17 protein-coding genes and 4 pseudogenes are annotated in these 18,346 nt (G+C 66.5%); 7 read left to right on the top strand and 14 right to left on the bottom strand.

The genetic code is table 11. The annotated features are described in order from the left end of the window. The first annotated feature begins 221 nt into the window (after window positions 1-221). Window positions 222-1,571: a PP2C family protein-serine/threonine phosphatase gene (locus OHA88_RS03960; RefSeq protein ID WP_443044169.1), complete on the top strand. Its 1,350-nt coding sequence runs from the start codon at window positions 222-224 to the stop codon at window positions 1,569-1,571. Here OHA88_RS03960 and OHA88_RS03950 read toward each other — a convergent pair. Next, window positions 1,522-1,656, bottom strand: a pseudogene (locus tag OHA88_RS03950) (IS5/IS1182 family transposase); the annotation flags it as partial. The gene OHA88_RS03960 and the pseudogene OHA88_RS03950 sit on opposite strands and share 50 nt — an antisense overlap. Here OHA88_RS03950 and OHA88_RS03945 point away from each other — a divergent pair. Beyond that, complete coding sequence (locus tag OHA88_RS03945) at window positions 1,603-1,830, top strand: hypothetical protein (protein ID WP_328629954.1); 228 nt, start codon at window positions 1,603-1,605, stop codon at window positions 1,828-1,830. The pseudogene OHA88_RS03950 and the gene OHA88_RS03945 sit on opposite strands and share 54 nt — an antisense overlap. 239 nt (window positions 1,831-2,069) lie before the next feature. Here the strand turns inward: OHA88_RS03945 and OHA88_RS03940 are convergent, their stop codons facing one another. Beyond that, entirely contained in the window at window positions 2,070-2,933 is an 864-nt protein-coding gene (locus OHA88_RS03940; RefSeq protein WP_328624235.1) for an alpha/beta hydrolase, read from the bottom strand. Between the two features lie 266 nt (window positions 2,934-3,199). Between OHA88_RS03940 and OHA88_RS44490 the strand changes: the two genes are divergently transcribed. Next, the gene (locus tag OHA88_RS44490; RefSeq protein ID WP_443044168.1) at window positions 3,200-3,670 is read left to right on the top strand and encodes a transposase; all 471 of its coding nucleotides are present in this window, start codon (window positions 3,200-3,202) and stop codon (window positions 3,668-3,670) included. Between the two features lie 150 nt (window positions 3,671-3,820). Beyond that, a pseudogene (locus tag OHA88_RS03935) lies at window positions 3,821-4,174 on the top strand (IS110 family transposase); the annotation flags it as partial. On the opposite strand, the gene OHA88_RS03930 reads toward OHA88_RS03935, so the two are convergent. Both OHA88_RS03930 and OHA88_RS03925 read right to left on the bottom strand, forming a co-directional pair. Further along, entirely contained in the window at window positions 4,164-4,694 is a 531-nt protein-coding gene (locus OHA88_RS03930) for a hypothetical protein (RefSeq protein WP_328624234.1), read from the bottom strand. The pseudogene OHA88_RS03935 and the gene OHA88_RS03930 sit on opposite strands and share 11 nt — an antisense overlap. Before the next feature lie 372 nt (window positions 4,695-5,066). Further along, window positions 5,067-6,530 carry an amidase family protein gene (locus OHA88_RS03925; RefSeq protein WP_328624233.1) on the bottom strand — a complete coding sequence of 488 codons (1,464 nt, stop codon included), beginning with the start codon at window positions 6,528-6,530 and terminating at the stop codon, window positions 5,067-5,069. A 483-nt stretch (window positions 6,531-7,013) separates the two neighbouring features. Here OHA88_RS03925 and OHA88_RS03920 point away from each other — a divergent pair, with 483 nt between their 5' ends. After that, a complete protein-coding gene (locus tag OHA88_RS03920) occupies window positions 7,014-7,619 on the top strand; it encodes a TetR/AcrR family transcriptional regulator (protein ID WP_328624232.1) in 606 nt (201 codons plus the stop codon). Between the two features lie 425 nt (window positions 7,620-8,044). Here OHA88_RS03920 and OHA88_RS03915 read toward each other — a convergent pair whose 3' ends face one another. From OHA88_RS03915 to OHA88_RS03905, 3 genes and pseudogenes are all read right to left on the bottom strand, one after another. Further along, window positions 8,045-8,983, bottom strand: coding sequence for a sigma-70 family RNA polymerase sigma factor (locus OHA88_RS03915; protein WP_328624231.1), 939 nt, complete (start codon window positions 8,981-8,983; stop codon window positions 8,045-8,047). 10 nt (window positions 8,984-8,993) lie between these two features. Further along, window positions 8,994-10,184 carry an NAD(P)/FAD-dependent oxidoreductase gene (locus OHA88_RS03910; RefSeq protein ID WP_328629579.1) on the bottom strand — a complete coding sequence of 397 codons (1,191 nt, stop codon included), beginning with the start codon at window positions 10,182-10,184 and terminating at the stop codon, window positions 8,994-8,996. Window positions 10,185-10,268: 84 nt separating this feature from the next. Next, window positions 10,269-10,544, bottom strand: a pseudogene (locus OHA88_RS03905) (IS110 family transposase); the annotation flags it as partial. Between the two features lie 653 nt (window positions 10,545-11,197). On the opposite strand from OHA88_RS03905, the gene OHA88_RS03900 reads away from it, so the two are divergent. Then, on the top strand, window positions 11,198-12,454 hold the full coding sequence (locus OHA88_RS03900) for an IS110 family transposase (protein ID WP_328624230.1): 1,257 nt from the start codon (window positions 11,198-11,200) through the stop codon (window positions 12,452-12,454). A 427-nt stretch (window positions 12,455-12,881) separates the two neighbouring features. Here the strand turns inward: OHA88_RS03900 and OHA88_RS03895 are convergent, their stop codons facing one another. The 3 genes from OHA88_RS03895 to OHA88_RS03885 all read right to left on the bottom strand — a co-directional run bounded on the left by OHA88_RS03895 (window position 12,882) and on the right by OHA88_RS03885 (window position 13,989). Then, entirely contained in the window at window positions 12,882-13,241 is a 360-nt protein-coding gene (locus OHA88_RS03895; RefSeq protein ID WP_328624229.1) for a hypothetical protein, read from the bottom strand. A 127-nt stretch (window positions 13,242-13,368) separates the two neighbouring features. Further along, entirely contained in the window at window positions 13,369-13,632 is a 264-nt protein-coding gene (locus OHA88_RS03890) for a hypothetical protein (protein WP_328624228.1), read from the bottom strand. A gap of 84 nt (window positions 13,633-13,716) precedes the next feature. Continuing rightward, window positions 13,717-13,989 carry a UTRA domain-containing protein gene (locus OHA88_RS03885; RefSeq protein ID WP_328624227.1) on the bottom strand — a complete coding sequence of 91 codons (273 nt, stop codon included), beginning with the start codon at window positions 13,987-13,989 and terminating at the stop codon, window positions 13,717-13,719. A gap of 453 nt (window positions 13,990-14,442) precedes the next feature. Here OHA88_RS03885 and OHA88_RS03880 point away from each other — a divergent pair, with 453 nt between their 5' ends. After that, window positions 14,443-15,462, top strand: coding sequence for a DUF4331 family protein (locus OHA88_RS03880; RefSeq protein ID WP_328624226.1), 1,020 nt, complete (start codon window positions 14,443-14,445; stop codon window positions 15,460-15,462). 185 nt (window positions 15,463-15,647) lie between these two features. Here OHA88_RS03880 and OHA88_RS03875 read toward each other — a convergent pair whose 3' ends face one another. The 4 genes and pseudogenes from OHA88_RS03875 to OHA88_RS03860 all read right to left on the bottom strand — a co-directional run bounded on the left by OHA88_RS03875 (window position 15,648) and on the right by OHA88_RS03860 (window position 18,235). Further along, window positions 15,648-16,040 (bottom strand): hypothetical protein, encoded by a 393-nt coding sequence (locus OHA88_RS03875; RefSeq protein WP_328624225.1) that lies wholly within the window; start codon window positions 16,038-16,040, stop codon window positions 15,648-15,650. Between the two features lie 48 nt (window positions 16,041-16,088). Continuing rightward, window positions 16,089-16,646: a hypothetical protein gene (locus OHA88_RS03870; protein ID WP_328629578.1), complete on the bottom strand. Its 558-nt coding sequence runs from the start codon at window positions 16,644-16,646 to the stop codon at window positions 16,089-16,091. Between the two features lie 279 nt (window positions 16,647-16,925). Further along, a pseudogene (locus OHA88_RS03865) lies at window positions 16,926-17,192 on the bottom strand (YrhB domain-containing protein); the annotation flags it as partial. Window positions 17,193-17,557: 365 nt separating this feature from the next. After that, window positions 17,558-18,235, bottom strand: coding sequence for a GAP family protein (locus OHA88_RS03860; protein ID WP_328624224.1), 678 nt, complete (start codon window positions 18,233-18,235; stop codon window positions 17,558-17,560). Window positions 18,236-18,346: the final 111 nt, after the last annotated feature.

The raw sequence follows: 18,346 nt of genomic DNA, 5'->3' as shown, positions 1-18,346 counted from the left end.
CGATCAGCCGCGGTGAGGCGACGCGAATGACATGACGCCGACCGAGGCTGCCCACCGGCCCCACCGGACACCTGTCATGCCAGCCGGACCAGCCCCATGTCGTACGTGGCAGGAGGTTCTCATGACGACGCAGACGACGCAGACGCACATCGTGACAAGCAGGAGGTTCTCATGACGACGCAGACGACGCAGACGCACATCGTGACAAGCAGGAGGTTCTCATGACGACGCAGACGCACATCATGACAAGCACGAGCCGCGTGACTGCCGCGGGACTTGCCGTCAGCTTCTCGGCGGTACGGCTACGACCGCTCATCGCGGTCGTGGTCGCCTCGGCCGTCCTGCTCGGCGTCACCCTGGGGGGCGTGATCGTCCCCGCGGACGTCCACCTGGTAGTGCTGCTGGTGGCGGTGCCGGCTCTCACCGCTGCGGCGGACAACACGCGTACCACCGTCAGTATGACCGCCCTGGCCTGTCTCGGAGTGGTCGCGGTCGACGTCGACGACGGTCTGCCCAGCTCACCGATCCTCCCGATCGACGTCCTGGGCCTGCTGGTCGTCTGCGTCCTGGTCCTCGTGTTCCGGCGCCTGCGGGACGTGGACCATCGAACGCTTCATGCGGTGCGCTCCGTCTCGGAGACAGCGCAAAGGGCGCTGCTGCCCCCGTTGCCCTGTCGTGTGGCAGGTCTGGAAATCGCCACTGCCTATCGCTCGGCCGCCGCCCACGCACACATCGGCGGAGACGTGTACGCCGCCGAACGTGTCGACCGCACGGTCCGAATGTTGATCGGTGACGTGCGGGGCAACGGCTTGGCGGCAGTCGACGACGCCGCAGCCGTCATCGGTGCGTTCCGCGAAGCCGCGCACCGCGACGTGCAACTGGAGCATGTCGCCCTGTCCCTGGACGCCAGCGTGCGCCGCCGTGTCGACCAGGCCGGCGAGACGGACAGCAACGCCTCGGAGCGGTTCATCACCGCTCTCGTCCTGGAGATACCCGACGACCTCGACGTCGTCCACGTGATCAGCTGTGGCCACCCCGACTTGATGCGCTCTCATGGCACAGACGTGGACCTCCTCGAAGTGCCGCAGCCGGCACCACCGCTCGGCCTGGGCGGTGACCAGGCGGCCTATCAGGTCAACACCTTCGGATTCGAGCCGGAGGACACGCTGCTCCTGCACACCGACGGCCTCCTCGAGACCCGCGACCCGGCGGGCGTCTTCTACCCGGCGCTGGACCGTTTCGCGCTCCTCGCCGAGGACGAGCCGCACCACCTGATCGAGCGCCTCATGAGCGACCTGACCGTCCATGCGGGCGGGGAGGTCCAGGACGACGTCGCCATGGTCGCGGTGCGCCGCCGGGCCGCACCGTCCACGGCGGGTGCCGACGAGGACAGCCACCATGCGAGTCCCGACCCTCAAACACTTCCGCGGGATTGCGACCAGGTACGACAAGACCGCCGCCTCCTACGAAGCAACGGTCAGCCTGGCGTCGTTCGTGCTCTGGGCAAGATCCGTTCGAAGGGTGGATCTTGGCGGTCAGGCCTCCTCGGGATCGACGGTTCGTCCTGCTGATGGTGCCCCCTTTTCGGCCGGTGGCGGCGGCGTGCTGGTGTGCGCGGACCACAGCGGAGTCGATCTGGACCAGCCAATCGACGTCACCGGCCGCATCGGCCTGGGCCTGGACTCGGAGGTGGGGTGGGACCACTCGCGTATCGCCACGAGGAAGACGGAACTCGTCCAAGGAGTTGGCGGTGACGTCGTCGGTGTCGTCGGACAGGCGGTCACAGAGAAGACGATCCTCTCTGCGACCGCGACCAGCAGACCGTCGTAGGGGTGGTTCTCGACGCGAGCTTGATGCCGCTGGTGTGCGCGCCCGTCGCTGCGGCTGCGCTCGGCGGCGAGGTCGAGCGGGTGCAGGTGGCCGACCGCACCTTCCGACGGCCCCAACCTCGTCAGCCGCCCCCGTCCTGGGCGAGGGGGCTCCCGCTTGACGAAGCAGAGTTGGCCTCCGAATTCTCGAAAAGTACTGCCGTTGAAGCAGCCACCCGCGCTGCCCCACACCGCGCTACGTCATTTCACCGCCGCGATGGCCGACTGAATGACCTTGCTCACGGCAGCCGGATCGGACACCAGGGTCAGATGCGAACCGCCTGGGTAGACAGTCACCTTCGCCCCCGCGCGACGCGCCATCTTCTTCTCCGACTCCGGTGTGATGATCTGGTCCCCGCTGCTGATGAAGTACCAGGAGGGGATCGTCTTCCATGCCGCAGCCTTGGAGGGGGTGTTGAAGGCCACTGTGCTGGCAGCCCGCTGGGTGGCCCACAGGTTGATCGCCTGGTCACGTGGCACGCTGCTGGCAAACTTCGTGACGAATACGTCCTTCTTGAGATAGAGGTTGGACGCCTTGGCGGGGGCGTCCGCGTACGACACGACGTCGTACAGCTTGGACGGCGGCCCCGACAGCGCGGACGTCGAGCCGCTGAGCTGCCCCGTCGTCTCCCCGACCGCCGGAGCGGCCGCGTCGACGTATACGAGTGCCTTTACGTTACTCACTCCTGCCGCGGCGTTCGTGATCACCGACCCGCCATAGGAGTGCCCCACCAGCACGATTGGCCCCGAGATGCTCTTGAGGAAGTCCTTGACCGTGCGCGCGTCGGTCGTCAGGTTCTGCAACGGGTTCCCAATGGCACGCACTGTATAGCCCGCGCGGCGCAGGATGTCGACCTCGCCGTTCCAGCTCGACGTGCCCGCCCAGGCCCCGTGTACCAACACCACTGTGGGCTTCGCTTGCGCATTGTCCGCTGCTCTGGCAGCCGGATGCCTGACTGTCGTGGCGCCGTCAGGAGGGGACGCCGCAGTCATGGTTACAACAGTGACCGTGGCCACCGCCAGAGTCATCGGGATGAACCGCCGCCGTGTAGTGGACGCCTTCATCAGGAGCCTCCTCGCTACAGCTTCACCGGGGAACGCGTCCTCAAAAGGGTGAAGGGCCAGCGCACAAATCGGAAGCGAACCGCGCTTCAGCCAACGACACGTCCCGAACCGTTCTCCCGACGTTAGCGCCAGGCCGCTGCATCGGCACCCGGGGCCAAGGTGCCCATCCTGTCGGCGCAGATCCGCCATGGTCACAGCGCCAGCGAAGGCTGCGCCGACCGGCGTGCCCCAGGCACCCGTAATGCAAGGCGTGGCTGTCACTTTCCATGGATGTCGTTTCGATGCATGCGCGGGCCGGCGGGCCGGCTGCCGGGTCCCCGACGAGGAACATCACCGGCCCGGGTGGCAGCTCGCTGTGGACATGCTCGACGAACTCGCCACGGTCGGGCTTGTGGCCCGCGGTGCTGGTCGCGGACACCGGCTACGGCGCGAACGCCGACTTCCGGCACGCCCTGGAGGACCGTGGCCTGCCAGGTCAAGGGCGAATGACCGCCCACACCGAGACGGCTGAACCCTACGAGCCACCCTACGGCGGGCTCGGGCCGCGTCCGCTGCCCCGCTACCGCACCCGCCGGTCAGCTTGCGTGAACTCGACGGGACGAGGATCACCCTTACCGCTGTCGCCCGTGCCGCCGGCGTCTCCACGTGGTACCAGCCGCACTGAGCCATGGAACTCGACCTGGGCCGCCAAGACTTCCCGTGCTCGTCATGCTCGGGGTCGACCGCAACGGCGTTGACGACGGGAGGCACTGGCAGCGGAGCGTCGAATGTCCAGGTGGTGCGCCCGTCTCACTGCGCTCATGAAGTCGATCGGAACTGGAGAAGATGACCCCGGCCCAGCCTCGCGGAGAGTCACGCAGCGTCATACCAGGGCATGTTCGCTGCCCATCCTGGCCGAGATCGGCGACGACCGGACGCGCTTCACCACCGCCGGTGGACGCAAGGCATGCGTCGGGAGCAGCCCCGATCACCCGGGCTCGGGCAAGCGCAAGTACGTCGGACGGCGCTTCGTGAAGAACAACCGGCTCAACCATGTCGGCTACCTATGGGCCTTCGCCACCCTCACACACTCGAAGGGAGTGAACGCCCACCACCGGTGACGACGCGAGGCAGGCGACTGGCATGCCCAAGCTCTGCGACACCTGTTCACCCGCATGCCCGGACAGCTCCACCACTGCCTTCGGACCCGCGTTCCGTTCGACGAAGTGATCGCCTTTCCAGTGAACTCCGCTATGGGGTGACTGACGAGGACTCTTCCTCCGGCGTGGCCATGATCAGTCCGCAACTCACGGCCTGGTGTTGATCGATCCCAAGGCGCTGGAGGTAGGCCCAGCGGTCGAGGTGGTCGCATGCCCATGCGGGGTCGTACGCCGCCGTGGGCAGCTGCGGTATGCGCTTGCGGCCGTTTTCGTCGAGGCGGTACGGAACGTCGAAGGCCGTGTTCCAGCCGTCCAGGTCTGCGGCGAAACGAGCTTCCGCTTCCATCGCATCGATCCCCAGGTACTGAGAGATCTCCGCCCAGGAACTACCCCGCTCGCGTTCGTAGATCACGGCTGAGGCCAGTGCGCGTTCGGCGAGTTCGATGAGCTGGAACGCTTGGCTGATCCGACCCCCGGGACCGGTGTCAGGGTCGTTCTCGGTGGCGACCAGGCCCCTTGCGCTATCGGCTACGTCCACGGCGTGGTCGCAGAGGACCAGGCGTGCCAGCGCCTGGCGGGTGAATCGGGAGCGGTCGGCGTCATAAGGGGTCGTCTCAGTCACCCGCACAGCCTCCCAGGCTGTGTCCGCATCGAGTACCCGATTTCCGCCGGGGACCGTTCTCCGCTTGACGGCTTTATTGATCCGGAGCAAGAGGCGAACTGCGGCCTGGGGGGGACTGATCGGCGGCGCGCCGCTGCAGGCACGTGCTATCAGGTCACCCGGGTGTGGGCCGGGCCCGGCGACGGCTACACCGGGCCCTGGTGGGTCCTCCGGGGGTACCTCGGCATGGGGGCCTCGGCGATCCGGTGCGCGCCCCGTCCGGCGGTGCTCGTCGCTGAGCACCGGTCCACCGGCGGGGCGGCCGGTTGAGTCACGGGTTCCGGGCCGTTGTTCGCCCAGATGACTCCGTGCTCGGCGGTGTCGCGCACTCCTTCACGCGGGCGCGGGCAGAGTGTCGAAAACAGACTCCACTCGACGTGCCAGGTCGAGGAGTTCCCTGTCGTGACCATGTGCGGCGTCGATTTCGAGTCCGATGGGCAGGCCGTGTCCGGTCAGACCTATGGGGATGCTGATGCCCGGCAGGCCTGCTCCGCTGGTGGGAACGGTGTTCTTCGCGAGGAACCGCTCGTCGACCTCTTCGCCCGCGACCGTGAACCTCGACCGATGTTCGATCGTCGGTGCGGGGCAGGGCGTCGTCGGGAAGAGCAGTGCGTCGAACCCGCTGTGCGTGAATACCTTACCGAGCCGGTGCTGGAGTTCCGGTCGATCGACGGACAACGTCGTCTCATAGGTCTCCTGAGAAATATATCCCTGCCCGCTCGGCAAGACGAGATGACTCCAGATCTCCTTGAGCTCGGGCTTGAGTCCACCGTAGATTTCATTGAATGAGACAGGGAAATTATTCCGGCGCAGGAAGTCCGTCACCGATTCCATCGTCTCACGGAAGAAGAGGTTCCACGTCAAGCGATCAGCGAGCTGGGAGAAGCCCTCGCCGAGGTCGATTTCGACAACTTCGGCACCGGCGTCCTGCAGTCGTAGGAGTGCATCCTTGAAATGTGCTTCGGTTTCGGGATCGATCAGCTCCATGTACTGCCTGGGAGCATATGCGAATTTCGCCTCCTGCAGATCGGGGCGATCAGAGAGGGGAACGGATACATCCTTCGTGACGATCTGATCGATCAGCGCGGCGTCTTCGACGCTGCGCGCCAGGATTCCTGTCGTGTCGAGCGTGTGCGAAACCGGCGCGACACCACCCCGCGGCCACCGTCCCGTGGTCGGCTTGAAGCCCACCACGCCGCACAGTGACGCGGGCACCCTGATGGAGCCAACCGTGTCGCCCCCCAATGCCGCAGGCACGATCCGAGCGGCGACAGATGCTCCGGAGCCACTCGAAGACCCCCCGGGCACGTGCTCGGGACCGTACGGGTTCTCTACCTGCCCATAGCGGCTGTTGTCTCCGGTCAGCCCGAAGGACATTTCAACGAGATTGATCTTGCCGAAGACATGACCACCGGCATCCTTGATCGCGCTGACGACATCGGCGTCTTCGGCTGGCACGAAAGAGTCCAGAGTTTCCACGCCAAGCGTCGTGCGAACACCACGCGTTGCGTAGCTGTCCTTCACTCCGATCGGAACTCCGAGGAGAGGAGCACTGGAACCTGCAGCCCGCGCCTTGTCCGCATCCCTGGCCGCTGCCAGCACGGCGGATTCATCTATGGTGATGAAGGAATTCAGGTCCGAATAATCTCGCGCGCGCCGTAGAAGTGCGGCCGAGTATGACTCGGCCGTAATGTCGCCGTTCCGGATTGCGGCGGCCGCTGCCGCCACACCAAGTTCGGCCAGCTCATTGTTGCCTGACACCGCCGGTGCGCCGGCGGGTATTTCCTTGTTCATCATGAATGCCTCTCTTGAATCTGAAGCGACATCGGCAAGCGACCAGCACATCCTTTTGGGAACCGGCCGAAACTCGCTTACATTGCTATTGCGATATGGAAACGCCGACCCGATGCACGGCACCGCAGCCCTCGCGATTCGCCGGCGATCCCCAGGCGGAACAGGATTTCCGGGCCGCCTGCGCTGGCCCGCACCGGTCCTTACCGGCCGCCCGCCGCGCCTGCGGAGAGGGCCGAGGGCACCGGAACTTCCAACACCCGGAGGAGGTTGACGACTTCATGAGGCCGCCAGGGCGGAACCTGACCGGTCTTGTCGACCAACGAACACCGATCCCGCCGCCGCGAGGCTCGACGCGGCGGTGGGCGCCGTGTAACGCACGGGCCGGCGTTCAGGCTAGGCACGAACACTCTCCGAAGTAAAGTGATCGTTGTACTTGAACGTACCAGACGCTTCGCGCCAAGTAAAACGATCGCTATACTTGTCGACATGGGAACGAGTGAGGCGACGGCCGGTGCACGCAGAGGCGGGCGCGGTGCGCGAGAGCGCATCCTGCACGCCGCGGTCGAGTTGTTCGCGCGCGACGGTATACACGCCACCGGTATGGCGAAGCTGACAGACGTGGCGCACGTGTCGACTCGCACGCTCTACCAGCATTTCCCGAGCAAGGAGGCATTGGTCAGCGCGTACGTGCAACGTGTCGAGTCAGACCCGGAAGGACCCGTGCACGTCGAGACCGCTCTGGAGCGCAGGCACCTCAGCGCCCGCGAGCGTCTCCTGGAACTGTTCGCCGACTCGCTGCCGCCTGGAAAGGTTGTGCGCGGCTGCCCACTGCATAACACCGTCGTCGAAACGGCCGGGACGATGCCCGAGGCTGCAGCACTGGTCGAGCGTCACAAAAGGGAGTTCACTGCGCGCGTGATCAAAACAGCCGCTGAGGCAGGCGCGCACGAGCCGGAAACCCTAGGACGGCAACTCGCCCTGCTGTTCGAGGGTGCCCGCGCCCTGTCCACCTCGCTCAACGACGGGCAACCGTTCCAAGATGCCCGAGAACTGGCCAGAACGCTGATCGACCAGGCGACAGGACCAACCTGACGGCGCCACGAACTCACCACGCCGGTCAGCTCGCCCGACTGACGTCAGGAAATGCCATGCACCGTGGCCGTCCGTCGCAGTTCGACGCGTCTGTGCACACGACCTCCCGCGACCGCACGAATGCGCTGCGCTGGTTTGATCCGGCGTATGGGACGGTCGGCATCGAGGGCCTCGTCGTTGAAACGGCCAGAGCTTCTGTCGGCCCGGGAGGCCGCAGTGGCAGCTGGTCGAAGGGTCAGCCTTCCGTGACGATTCGTAGTTGGCCACTGTGGCGACCGATAGTTGGCCATCGGGGATCTGAACTGCATGGCCGAGTCTGATTCGGGAGATCGACGTGCTTCGGCCCCCGTGCTGCTGTGCAGCGCGGGGGCCGAAGGGGTGTCGTCCTCGCTCCGACCCGGGTCACTGGATTCCGGTGGTCCTGGTCACCATGCGTTGATGACCGGCACGTCGGGTTCGTGCTGCCGCCAGGCCTCGTTGAGGCGTGTGAGCCGGTCCGCGGCGGCGATGCCGCGCAGGGACGCGACCTTGCCGTCGCTGACTTCGAACGCCACGGCGCCCACGACCCGGTCGTCGACCACGGCGAGGACGGCCGGGGAGCCGTTGACCAGCGCGATGTGGATCGCGGGCGAGCCGCCGGCCAGCCGCCGCTTCGCCGGCGTGGGCTTGAAGCCGGCCCGCACGTAGGAGGCGACCCGCTCGCGCGTCTTGTACCGCAACAGCCGCTTGCCCAGTCCGGCGCCGTCCGAGATCGCCGTCACGTCGTCGGTGAGCAGCGCCACCAGCCGTTCGGTGCGCCCCGACGTGGCGGCGGCGAGGAATTCTTTGACGACCCGGCGCGCGGCCGCGGGGTCGGCCTCGCCGCCGCGGCGGCGCTCGGCGGCGACCCGGATCCGGGCTCGGTGGACATGCTGCTGGCTCGCGGATTCGGTGATGTCGAGGATCCCGGCGATCTCGGCATGGCTGTACGAGAAGGCCTCACGCAGGACGTAGACGGCCCGCTCGACCGGCGAGAGGCGCTCCAAGAGGGTCAGTACGGCCAAGGACACCGATTCGCGCTGCTCGAAGGTGTCGGCCGGGCCGAGCATCGGGTCGCCTTCGAGGAGCGGCTCGGGCAGCCAGGCACCGGCCACTCGCTCGTGGCGCGCCTGTGCCGAGCGGAGCCGGTCGAGGCAGAGATTGGTGACGACCTTGGTCAGCCACGCTTCCGGCACGTCGACCCGTTCGCGGTCTGCGGTCTGCCAGCGCAGGAACGTGTCCTGCACGGTGTCCTCGGCGTCGGCGGCCGAGCCGAGCAGACGGTACGCGAGCGAGGCCAGCCGGCCCCGGCTGGCCTCGAACCGATCTATGGCTGCGCTGTCCATTCGGAACAGCCTATGCGGCGGCCGTCACACCGGCCCGGTCAGGCGCGGTGGCCAGACGGCGCTTGCGCTTCGGCATGCCGAAGGTCGGGTGGGCGATGCTCCACCCGGCCCCCTTGAGCACGCCCGACTTGAGCCGCGCGGCGGTCCGGCCGCCCAGATACCAGGACTTCGACCGGACGTCCCCGTCCACCATCTGGAAGATTGCGTCCCGCCGCCCGAGGCTGATGTGGTTGCCGTAGTACTTCAGGCCGGTGGTCGGGACCTCGCTGCTCGTCAGGCGCGCGATGATCGCGGCGGTCGCCTGCATGTTGGTGAAGCCGGCCGAGGCGCAGGACATCGGCAGCGGCCGGCCGTTCTCGCCGATCGCGTAGGCGCAGTCACCGGCGGCGTAGACGTCCGGGTGCGAGACCGAGCGCATGGTGCGGTCGACGACGATCTGGCCGGTCTCGGCGACCTCCAGGCCGCTGGCGGCCGCGATGGGGTGCACGGCGAATCCGGCCGACCACACGGTCACGTCGGCCGGGATGGACGCACCGTCGGCGGCGATCGCCCGTGTCGGCTCGACGGCTTCGATGCCGGTGTGCTCGTGGACGGTGATGCCGAGCCGGTCGAAGGCCTGGCGCAGGTGATGGCGGGCTTTCGGGGAGAGCCAGGCGCCCAGCTCGCCGCGGGCGGCGAGCGCGACCGAGAGGTCGGGCCGGGACTCGGCGAACTCGGTGGCGGTCTCGATGCCGGTCAGCCCTTCACCGACGACCAGCACGGTGCCGCCCTCGCCCAGGCCGGCCAGGCGCTCGCGCAGACGCAGCGCCGAGGACCGGCCGGTCACATCGAAGGCGTACTCGGCTACGCCGGGGACGCCATGGTGGGCTACGGAGCTGCCGAGCGCGTAGAGAAGCGTGTCGTACGCGAGCTCGCCGTCGCCGTCCTCGCCGGTCACGGCGACGGTCCTGCGCTCGGGGTCGACGCCGGTGACGCGCGCCAGGCGCAGCCGCACCCCGGTGCCCGCGAATACGTCGGCGAGCTTGCGGAACGCGAGATCCTGGCCGATCGCGAGCTGGTGGAGCCGCATCCGCTCAACGAAGTCGGGCACGGCGTTGACGACGGTGATCTCGGTGTCGGCGGGGGAGAGCCGACGGGCCAGGTTTCCGGCGGCGAAGGCCCCGGCGTATCCGGCGCCAAGTACGACGATGCGGTGCTTCATGGCGTTGCTCCTGTCTCGTTCGCGTGCCCTTTGAACGAGACGGCGCCCCGATTGCTGACAAGAGCTTGGTGTGACGTGGGTCACCCGGTAGCGGTAGCGGGCGGCGGCCGTCGGGTTGATCGCGAACACCTGCCGCTTGCTGGCCCCCAGCACGGCGACCAGCAGGCCGCGGGATGTCTCGATCGCGACCGGGATCGGGTCCCCCTCGGTGTCGCCGTACTCGGCGAGCAGGTCCAGCAGGATCTTGTAGCCGGCCGCGTCATCGGTGATGTGCCGCTTGGCCAGCAACTGGCCGCTGTCGTCGACCAGGGCGACGTCGTGCGTCTTCTCCGCCCAGTCGATGCCGCAATAGATCACGATCTTTCCCCTCCCAGTGTTCGGTGTTTGCGCTGGTTGCGAGCGCACGCGGTCCACGCAGCGACCTAATCCCAGGACTCGACGCGAAGGCCGGTTCACCACCTAATGGGCAACGAAGCGGTGCACTGCTAGGCCCACCCAGGTCCTTCGAGGCCCGGAAAGAGACTGCGGGCCCCGCTTCGATGGGCGTTGCAGTGAGGCCTGGCTGACACCAGAGTTCGAGCTCTAGAAAGCGATCGGTCCACTTCGGCGCCCGCCGTTCCGGCCAGGGGCCAAGGTCTATCCGCCACTCGGGCACTAGCCCTCTACTGAGACGGATCTGGCCCCTGGCCGGTGCTGCACTCGAGATCAACCGAACGGAACCGCGCCACTGGTTGCAGAAATGCCCCGGGCTGAGTCTGAGTGCGGTCAGTTATGACCGCTGCCAAGTTGTGGTTTCCCTCAGCGGTTTCGATGTCCGTGGCCTGAGCCATCTGCACGGATCACCTCTCATCTCATCGCGGGCCCACCAGCCCTGGAGAAGACCGAGGGCCGTGCGGCTCGCTGGGGTTGCGAACGGCTGGTGGGATGTCGTGCCTTGAGCACTTCCATTAGGGAGCACGCGCACCCTGCACAGGCTCTGGCCTGCAGAAACACCGTGATGAAAGGAGTGCTGGATGGAAATCGTCGGGCTGCCGACACCCGTGTTCTGCGGCGTGGACTGGGCCGAAGACCACCATGACATCGCCCTGGTCGACGCTGGCGGGAAGCAGCTGGCCAAACTGCGGATCAGCGACGACGCTGCTGGGTTCGCCCAGCTCACCGGACTGCTGGCGGAGCACGGCGACACCGAGGAAGCCCCGATTCCGGTGGCAATCGAGACCTCGCGGGGGCTGCTTGTCGCCTGCTTGCGGGCCACCGGCCGGCAGGTCTTCGCGATCAATCCTCTGGCGGTTGCCCGCTACCGCGACCGGCATTCTGTCTCGCGGAAGAAGTCCGACGCTGTCGACGCCGCCGCTCTGGCGAACATTCTGCGCGTTGACATGGCGGCCCATCGTCCACTGCCTGAGGATTCCGAGCTTGCCCAGGCCGTCGCTGTGCTTGCCCGGGCTCAGCAGGACGCGGTTTGGGACCGCGGCCAGGCCCACAACAAGCTCCGTTCCCAGCTGCGGGAGTTCTACCCGAGCGTCCTTGTCGCATTCGCCGACAAACGCGACGGACTCTGTTCCCGCGAGGCCCGCACCATCCTCGCAGCGGCTCCCACCCCCACTTCGGCAGCGAAACTCACGCGCCGACGACTCCAGTCCCTCCTCAGACAGGCAGGCCGACTCCGCGGCATCGAAGCAGAGGCCGACCGGCTTCACGAAGTCTTCCACCGCGAGTACCTCCACCAGCTTCCGCAGGTCGAGGCCGCCCTCGGACACCAGACATCCGCCCTGCTGGACCAGTTGGACACTGCCTGTCGCAATGCCGACCAGCTGGAGGAAACGACGGCCGAGGCATTCGAGCAGCATCCGGACGCACCGATCATCCGCAGCTTTCCCGGCCTCGGCTCCCTGACCGGGGCCCGGGTCCTAGCAGAGATCGGCGACGACCGGACCCGCTTCGCGAACGCTGGGTCACTCAAGGCCTACGCCGGAAGCGCACCGGTCACCCGGGCGAGCGGCAAGAGCTGCGTGGTCATGAGCCGCAGGGTCAAGAACCAGCGCCTGGCCGCAGTCGGCTATGTGTGGGCCTTCGTCTCGCTCACGAGGTCACCCGGCGCCAGAGCCCACTACGACCGCCGAAAGGAAGCCGGGGACCGCCATGTCGCCGCACAGCGAAACCTGTTTAACCGCTTCATGGGAATGCTCTTCCACTGCCTCCAGACCGGAGTCACCTACGACCGAAACGAGGGCCTTCCCCAATCACTCACCGGCGGAGCTCTCCACTGAAGCAGCTTGACTCCTTGTCCGCGTGGGATGTCTCAGTAGCCGTTCGTGGCACCGGCTCACCTCACGGGCCCCGGTCTGCGTTGGAGCACAGGATGCTCGGGCATTACGAGGGGTCACCGCGGGGTGGGCTCGCACCACAAACACCAACGAGTGATCAAGCGAGTGGTGTTGACGCCGGCGGCGAGGGCGCCGGACGCTGCCGCTCTGGACAGAGGCATCAAGTGCCCGGACGGCTCAAGGCGTCAGTCCGGCACCCACGCGATCACCACCGCTAGCACCGTTCGCTTCTCGAACGGCACTCAGAACTCACATCAGTCCTGAGAGCCGTTGGTACCGGATTAGGACGGCTCCGAAGCCGTGATCACACCAGACACGCCGGGATCATCATCGCACCGGGACATCGTGCCCCGTCGGCAAGCCTCCCGCCTCAGCGGAACTCGTGGACCACCTGGATCTCGCCGACAATGTGGGCGTTGAAGTCGTCCAGCTCCTCGGCCGGAACCCAGAGCTCGAGGATCGTCTGCCCGCCGGCCTGCTGGATGGGATACAGGCTCAAGAACTCCGACTCGACCTCGAAACGAGTGACGAAGCCGGCGCCATCGTGCTTCACGTTCCAGTCCCGCGCGATCCTGGCCGCGTAGTCCTCGTTGAGGACCGGGTAGAAGATCGGCTGCTCGGGCAGCCGGGGCGGCCAGGCACGCCAGTTCAGCTCCCGAACCAGATCCAGCTCCTTGGGGCCGGTGGGGCGCCACAGGGTCGTCGTTGCTTGCTGGCTGGTCATCTGCATCGCTCTCTGAACGTAGGCCAACGGTACGGCGGGTCGGGAGACCGGACGATACCGGCACCGCGAACTCAGCAGCTACGCAGTTTCCGCACCCTGGCCGGTTCCGTGACCAGCAGTCACGGGACAACCCTTAGCTGTCGTTGCCGTTCTTGCTCTCCAACCATTCCACGTAGTTGTGCGAGGCGTTGCTTCCTTGCTTGCCGGGCGAGATCTTCAGGATCGCCTTGTCGTTCTCGGGGTTACCGCTGAGGTACGCCTCGGTCAGGACGTACGGCAGTCCGTCCACCTGGAATCGAATGCTGCCGTCGGGATATGCGCTGACGCGGATCTTCCGGCCGTCGGGAAGCTCGATCGGTTCAGCGCTGAAGTGCGCCTTGAGCGGCTGATCAGCCATACAGACCTCCTGGTCATACAGGCTCGATGAAGGCAGCCACGTTACCGCCAACGCCCCGCACTGCGACAACAATCGAGCCCGGGTTCACTCGTCGAGAGCGATGACGAAGTCCATGACGGTCGTATCTCCACGCCGCACGATCCGGTGGGCCACCTCAACGATCCGGTCCGTGTCGACAATGTGCCGCCTCGCATACCGGAGCACCGGGACCCCCGCGCCTACCCGGAGCGTCCTGATCTCCTCCTCGGTCGGCAGGGACGCCGTGAAGGATTCCGTGATCCGGTTGACCGTGATGCCGAGGGAGAGCAGCTGAGCCCGAGTCCCGTCCGGCCAGGGCTCGTTGATCGGGTTGGCCACCCGGCGTCCCGGCCACGTCGGACCAGCGGACGTACGAGGTATTCAGGAGCAGGGCGGAGCGAGCTCAACGTTGGCCTCAACCCTCTCGAACCGCTTGTCGAGCCGGTGCTTCGCCCCCCCCGATGCCCTGATCCAGCGCTACTGGGAGGAGGCCGCTGACCCAGACAGACCAGTGGAAGCGCGCCAGCTGGGGGCAACCCGCTTCCGGCTGGTGCGCTCACGGCGTGCCACACACCGGATCGGTAGTCACAGACGCTTCGAGGATGCGGGAGACATACCCAGATCCGGGTCACCTGTCGGTAGCCCATTCAAGCGTTGTGCCCTCGACGGACGGACTGCTGTGGCGGGCTAGCGTGACTGCACCGCCCAGGTGTGGGTGCACCTCATGCGTCCAGAACGACCGTTCACGCGATCTTGCGGTTTCCTGGCGAGCAAGCAATGGAAGGGCCTGGCATGTCCAACCACTTCACCGGCCTCAGCCTTGGGCCACCACTCGGCGACCAGCGCCTCGATCTGTGCGACCTCTACGCCTTCGGAGCGCCCGGCGATCCGAGCAGGACCGTTCTCATCCTCAACGCCAATCCCGACGCAGATGCCATGCACCCCGATGCCGTATACCGCCTGAACATTGACAACGACGGCGATTACCTGACCGACGGCGCCTTCAGCTGGGTCTTCAGCCCGCCGGCATCCGACGGCTCGCAGACCTACAGCGTCTTCATGGCAACCGGTGCGGAGTCCCGCAGGCCCGAGGCGATCGGCACCAAGATCGTGTCGGACGCCGCCGTCTCCTTCGGCCCCCAGGCCAACGTGGTCAGCAGCGGCGACTACAAGGTGGCCGCCGGTAGCCGCAGTGACGCCTTCTTCTTCGACTTCGACGGAATCAAGAATCTGTTCGACACCAGCGGCAACCGGAATTTCACCGCGCCGCATCTGGGTGGAAAGTCCCCGTGGACCGGCGTCGACTCCAACAGCACGGCCAACGTCTTCTCCATGGCCATCGAACTGCCGACCGCGGAGCTGGCCCCCAAGCCCGAGCTGCACATCTGGGGCCGGTGCAGCGTCCTGCGCGACGGCGAACTCGTCCACGCGGACCGGGCCGGGCACCCGTCAATGAGCAGCTTCTTCAACACCGACGACACGAAGGAGGAGTACAACGCCGGCGAGCCGGTCAACGACCGGGTCAGATGGACGGACCAGTTCGTCCACCTGTTGGGCCACACCGGCGGCTACTCGCGTGAGGAGGCGATCACCGCACTCGACGAGCACGGCCTACTGCTGGACGTGCTGCACTTCGACCCGTCCAAGCCCGCCGCGTACCCGAATGGCCGGACATTCACGGAAGACGTCATCGACATCCGCGTCGCGTTCCTCACCAAGAACGAGGCGCCGCCCACCGGTCTGACGCCACACGCCGACACCCTGGACCGGTTCCAGTACCTCGGCGACCCGCACCCGGCAACCACCTCTTGACGGATCCCGGTTGGATGCCCGTTGCTACGCCTCCTCACCCCAAAGCTGGCCGCTGATGGTCAGGCCCATGTTGTTGGCTTCCTTCTTTATCGGACGTGGCCTTCCGATGCCTCTGCGTTCTCTCTGACGTGCCGTGGCCGCACAGGATGGCCGTGCGGCGGCTGGCGTGCTGCTCCTGCCCAGCGTCAGGTGACGGTCGACACGATCACCGCGAGCAAGGCGATGAACAGCGCCATGGCGCTGACGAATACGACCCCGGCCCACGTGACGGTGACCGGTAATCCCACCGCGCGGGCGAGCCCGTGGCCGGCGACGCCGAGGGGACCAGAGACCGCAGCGAGGGCGGCGACGGCCACGAGCAGAAGCGCGAGGTTGTGTGTGCTCACTTCGCACCCTGCCGGTTTCTGCCAGTCTGACCTGACGCTGGTGTGGAACTGCTCCGGGGTCCAGATCCGGCGCTGACGGGCGGGCTGGTACACGAAGGTGCGAAAGCGGGTCCGACCGTTCCGCACGACGCCGCTCGAATTGAGCCGGTTCGCGATCTTGCCGTCCCTGTACTGCTCGATCGTCAGGTGCACCACCGCCTCCCGGAGGGTCGTGGAAGGGCAGTCATCAATCGTCCGACATCAGCCAGACGAACGTGAGGTCTCAAGGGATCCGGCGAAGTCGGCGAGGGCGTGAAAATCGGCCCAGCGTAGCCCGATCCGCGGATTGACGTGGTGCAGAAGTCCAGGCCCGCGGTGGTGGGCGGTCACGTACGCATGATCGAGATCGCTTTGCTCGTCGTCCACCCAGGCGAAGGGACGACCGCCCGCGTAGTCCACCAGAAGGCCGGTCTTCCAGTGCACGCCGTCAGGGCGCTCTTGGAGGAGTGCGTCACCGAAGTCGACGAAAGGGAGATCAGGAAGACCTAGCACCGGGCCGATCCACCGGTTGGCATCGTCCATCCATGTCGTGGCCCAGCACAGCTCATAGTCGAGATGAAGCAGCGCTTCCCCGTGTTCCGGGTTGAGCCAGACCCGCAAGGGCCGTCTCCTGCTCAACAGTCCGTCAGACCTCGCGCTCTCGTAGGGCACCCTGAGCGTGGTGTAGCCCTCGGGACGTCTCTCCGGCTTCGCCGCATAGGGGTTGAGCGGACCGTCCACGTCGAGGAACAGCAGCGGTTTTGCTTGCCCTCTCCCTATGCGGATGGTCGTCACACGGAGAACTGGGTTGAGAGGTTCCACGAGAACTTCGGTGGAGATGGCTACGAGGTGAGCGGGCACAGCGCCGTCGTTCTGCAGAGCGCCCACGTAGTCGATGACCTCAGCATGGGACAGCACCGGTACCCGCTGGCGGAGGATGTGCATGGCAAAGATGCGCCCACGCTCGGCTGTGACTTCCCGGACCTCTTCGTGCAGATCGTCCACTGCGGTACGTACGGCCTGGCTCCGAATGCGGACGCGGTAGTCGGCTTCCCATGCCCCAGTGGCCGCAGAGACGACGCCGACCTGGTGCAGACCTCCGTCGACCCGGTCGATCAAGTATGGCCCGTTCCCGGCGAGCACGAAGTCCGGATTCCGGGTCCGTAGGTACTTCTCGGACGTCCACGAGACAATCCAGACCAACTCGTGCTGCTCCACATGCGCCACAGCCATGCGCATCGGGTCCAAGCCTGCCGACAGTTCCCTCTGATAGTCGCGCTCCAGCTGTTCTTCCACGATCCGGACTGCGGCTTCTCGCTCGATCACCCGCGCAGCATCGCTTACGGACCCGCGCGGAGACCAGCAGGTTTCTCACTCGCCGGAGTGACCGGGGGCGCTGCGTTCCCGAATGCGACACCTACGCAACGTGTGCACTCCGCAAGTACCGCTGAAGCTGCCTGGGAGCTGCCTTGTCCGAACTACTGGATCGGTGTCGGCGTCCTTGATGGGGATCCAAGATCATGGTCCCGACGTCGTGCTTTAACCGGCAGGTCCACAGTCTGCTCGACTCGCCGGAAGCTTCGGGCGCCATGATCACTCGCCCCAGAGCAGCTCCAGCCCAAAGCCGCTCCGCCGACCTTCTCTGTTGCACGTCTCTGACCGGACCAGACCGCCACGCGTGGGTAAGCCCGTCAGGAGGTGAGGATGCCGATGCCGTCACCGAGCAGTTTCAACCCGAGAACGAAGAAAAGAACCGCCATCACGGCGACGTTGTGCTGTGCGGCCCAGTCTTTCCAGTTGCCGAGCGTGGTCTTCGCACGCTCTCCCCCGAGCAGGAATACTCCCAGTGGGGCCAGCAGGCCGAGGGTGGCGACCAGCACGAAGATTGCCAGCGATGCGATCTGCTCCCCGACCGGCAGTCCAGCTGAGCCAATGGCGGCGCCCGCGGCGATGGTCAGCGGGGCGTTCTTGGCGTTGAGCGCGGCCAAGGCCAGTCCGAGTCCGAAGACCTTGACCGGCGTGAGGCGGTCGATCGCGCTCATCCATTTCGGCAGCTGGGCTTGCGAGGGATCCTTCGGGCGCCGGTGCCACAGCCGGGCGCCGAAGAGGAGGAGGAACACGCCCAGAGCGACCTTGAGAGCTCCCACCCAGGTGGCCGGCTGATTCTGGGCGGAAGCACCTGTGGGGGAGGCGATCGCCAGCATCACCGCGCCCAGTGCCGAGAGCGCCAGGATCCAGCCGACGGTGAAGAGGAGTCCGTTGAGACGTCCCCGAGGCGTCGCCAGTATGAGGATGATGGCGATGATCGGGAGCGGGCTGATCGCGACGCCGGCCGCAAGACCCAGCACGTCACCGAGGACTTTGCCCATGGTTGCCTCCAGAAGAGGATCAGGGCGGCGATCCGGTTGAGCAATGCTTGGTGGGTGCCCCGACGGCCGGCGCGGGCAGCCGTGGGACTGTCGTGGACGTGCCCAGGGTCT

This window comes from Streptomyces sp. NBC_00353 (genome assembly GCF_036108815.1).
Taxonomy (GTDB): domain Bacteria; phylum Actinomycetota; class Actinomycetes; order Streptomycetales; family Streptomycetaceae; genus Streptomyces.
The sequence above is the reverse complement of the archived record's forward strand: the minus strand, read 5'-3'. Positions and strand labels throughout refer to the sequence as shown.

Excerpts from the sequence above, each read along its gene's own strand:
- OHA88_RS03960 (WP_443044169.1), top strand. The coding sequence starts at position 222 with ATGACGACGCAGACGCACATCATGACAAGCACGAGCCGCGTGACTGCC.
- OHA88_RS03940 (WP_328624235.1), bottom strand. The coding sequence starts at position 2,933 with ATGAAGGCGTCCACTACACGGCGGCGGTTCATCCCGATGACTCTGGCG.
- OHA88_RS44490 (WP_443044168.1), top strand. The coding sequence starts at position 3,200 with ATGGATGTCGTTTCGATGCATGCGCGGGCCGGCGGGCCGGCTGCCGGG.
- OHA88_RS03925 (WP_328624233.1), bottom strand. The coding sequence starts at position 6,530 with ATGATGAACAAGGAAATACCCGCCGGCGCACCGGCGGTGTCAGGCAAC.
- OHA88_RS03920 (WP_328624232.1), top strand. The coding sequence starts at position 7,014 with ATGGGAACGAGTGAGGCGACGGCCGGTGCACGCAGAGGCGGGCGCGGT.
- OHA88_RS03915 (WP_328624231.1), bottom strand. The coding sequence starts at position 8,983 with ATGGACAGCGCAGCCATAGATCGGTTCGAGGCCAGCCGGGGCCGGCTG.
- OHA88_RS03910 (WP_328629579.1), bottom strand. The coding sequence starts at position 10,184 with ATGAAGCACCGCATCGTCGTACTTGGCGCCGGATACGCCGGGGCCTTC.
- OHA88_RS03900 (WP_328624230.1), top strand. The coding sequence starts at position 11,198 with ATGGAAATCGTCGGGCTGCCGACACCCGTGTTCTGCGGCGTGGACTGG.
- OHA88_RS03895 (WP_328624229.1), bottom strand. The coding sequence starts at position 13,241 with ATGCAGATGACCAGCCAGCAAGCAACGACGACCCTGTGGCGCCCCACC.
- OHA88_RS03890 (WP_328624228.1), bottom strand. The coding sequence starts at position 13,632 with ATGGCTGATCAGCCGCTCAAGGCGCACTTCAGCGCTGAACCGATCGAG.
- OHA88_RS03880 (WP_328624226.1), top strand. The coding sequence starts at position 14,443 with ATGTCCAACCACTTCACCGGCCTCAGCCTTGGGCCACCACTCGGCGAC.
- OHA88_RS03860 (WP_328624224.1), bottom strand. The coding sequence starts at position 18,235 with ATGGGCAAAGTCCTCGGTGACGTGCTGGGTCTTGCGGCCGGCGTCGCG.